Origin of the sequence: Micromonospora sonneratiae (assembly GCF_042679305.1) — a bacterium.
Taxonomy (GTDB): Bacteria; Actinomycetota; Actinomycetes; order Mycobacteriales; family Micromonosporaceae; genus Micromonospora_H; species Micromonospora_H sonneratiae.
The window spans coordinates 1-1,103 of record NZ_JBHTMP010000166.1; the positions used below are offsets into that span (position 1 = coordinate 1).

Consider the following 1,103-nt stretch of genomic DNA (forward strand, 5'->3'; position numbering starts at 1 on the left):
TACAGAAGTTGAAAGGCTGGGGTCTGTTGTGGGGTTGATCAGCGTGGCGTGGTGACACGGCGAGGGTTGATCGATTACACCGAAGGGGTGAGATATCCCGATGGTGGTGGTCTGAGCGCGGCGGCCCGGTCACGCCGGGAAGCGGTACGCCGGCAGGCAGCGGAGATGTTCGAGCGGGGCGAGCCGACAGTGCAGGTCGCGCAGCGTTTGCGGGTGTCGGAGAAGTCTGTGCGTCAGTGGCGGCGTAGGTGGGTCGCCGGCGGGGTCGATGCCTTGGCGTCGGGTGGTGCCGGCGGGTCGAGGTGCAAACTGGACGAGGCGCAGATCCGCGAGTTGACCACGGTGTTGGACGCGGGCCCGGCCGCGCGGGGTTGGGTGGACCAGCGGTGGACCCTGGCCCGGATTGCCGAGCTGATCCGTGAGCTGTTCGGGGTGGACTACACGCTTCGTGGGGTGTCGTACCTGCTACATCGCATCGGTTACACGGTTCAGGTTCCGACTCGACGTGCGGTGGAACGTGACGAGGAGCGGATCGCGGGGTGGCGGCGTGAGCGGTGGCCAGCGGTAAAAGGTTAGCGGCGGCGCGGGGTGCGTGGATCTGCTTCCAGGACGAGGCGGGTCAGACCCTGCGACCGCCGAAGGCGAAAACGTGGGCACGGCGTGGGCGCACGCCCGTGGTCGGGGTGTCGGGCAAGGGCTCCGGCCGGGTTTCGATCGCTGGCCTGGTCTGCCTCAAGCACGGGCAGCGGGGCAGGTTCGTGTGGCGCACCATCACCCACAGGGGTCGCAAGGGCGAGCGGAGCAGCTTTTCCGAGACCGACTACGCGGCCCTGCTTGATCAGGTCCACCAGCGCCTGGGCGCGCCGATCATTCTGGTATGGGACAACCTGAACACGCACGTCAGCGCCGCGATGCGCACGCTGATCGCCGCCCGGGACTGGCTGACCGTGGTTCGGCTGCCGGCGTACGCCCCCGATCTGAATCCGACCGAGGGCGCCTGGGCACACCTGAAACGCGGCCTCGGCAACCTCGCTGTCCGTGGCGTCGAGCACCTCGCTCAGGTGGTGAAACAGCGGTTACGACACATCCAGCGCGAGCCTGAT

2 protein-coding genes are annotated in these 1,103 nt (G+C 67.7%); both read left to right on the top strand.

Features of this window, described 5'->3' with window-relative positions:
- Positions 1-87: 87 nt before the first annotated feature.
- Entirely contained in the window at positions 88-576 is a 489-nt protein-coding gene (locus ACFQ4H_RS34815) for a winged helix-turn-helix domain-containing protein (RefSeq protein WP_377579540.1), read from the top strand.
- On the top strand, positions 555-1,103 hold a 549-nt coding region (locus ACFQ4H_RS34820), incomplete at its 3' end, for a transposase (protein WP_377579542.1). The genes ACFQ4H_RS34815 and ACFQ4H_RS34820, both read left to right, overlap by 22 nt.